Source organism: Streptococcus sp. GMD4S, assembly GCF_000296955.1.
Genome location: NZ_AJRE01000321.1, coordinates 1 through 824, shown reverse-complemented (window position 1 = coordinate 824; position 824 = coordinate 1). Strand labels below are relative to the sequence as shown.

The window sequence follows — 824 nt, the reverse complement described above, 5'->3', positions numbered from 1 at the left end:
AGGCTAGGTACTGTTCGATGACTTCTGTAATAGGCACATCGTAGATATCCATCTGGTACTTAGAAACCAAGTGCAAGAGCAGGTCCAGTGGCCCTTCAAAATCTTTTAATTTAATATCCATTATCTATATTTTTCTAAGGTCAGGACTGTTTTTAATCCTAATTTTTTTGCAATTTCGTACAAATCAACCTTGTTTTCTATTTGTCTTAGAATAAACTGTTCCCGCAAGGCTTGGGCTGATAAGGTGGGGAAACCTTTCTCCTTGACAAAGGACTCCAGCTGACGAAAGGCCCATTGGCGAGAATAGGCTTTCCCTGCCCTTTCAAAGAGATAGGTCTGCCCCATCAAGGGTTCTAGCTCTGGAGTCAAGATCGTGGGTATGGTGACAATTCTCTGTTGGGAAGCCTTGCTGATTCGCAACACCTGAAAATCCAGATTGATATCTGCAACCTTAAGGGCTAAAATCTCACTAGGCAAGAGCCCTAGCTCCAAGATAAGAAGCGCCAGCAAGCGTCCTTCTGTATAATTACTTTCCTGCCAAAAAGAGTCTAGGTCTAGAATCTCTGGTTTTTCAGTCTTCTTTTCAGCTTGTTTGGCTAATTCCAAACGATAAAAACTGTCCACTTCTTCTTTTCGATAGAGAAAGTAGAGAAATTGGTTACAGGCCGAAAGTTTTCGCTTCTGGGCGCTGATTTTTAGATTGGCTAGCTGGCCTTGGTAAATCTTGAGACTAGTTTCAGAGATCCGCTCACCCACAATGTCTAAAAATTGCTCTAGATCATACTTATAGGACTGCTTGGAATTGGCAGACAAGCCCTGTTTTT

Annotated in this window: 1 protein-coding gene and 1 pseudogene; both read right to left on the bottom strand. The window is 42.1% G+C overall.

Going from position 1 to position 824, the window contains the following annotated elements:
* Window positions 1–121: pseudogene (gene scpA / locus GMD4S_RS09655) on the bottom strand (segregation/condensation protein A); the annotation flags it as partial.
* Window positions 121–824, bottom strand: a 704-nt coding sequence (gene xerD, locus GMD4S_RS09650; RefSeq protein WP_000607920.1) for a site-specific tyrosine recombinase XerD, incomplete at its 5' end; no start/stop codon positions are given. The pseudogene scpA and the gene xerD, both read right to left, overlap by 1 nt.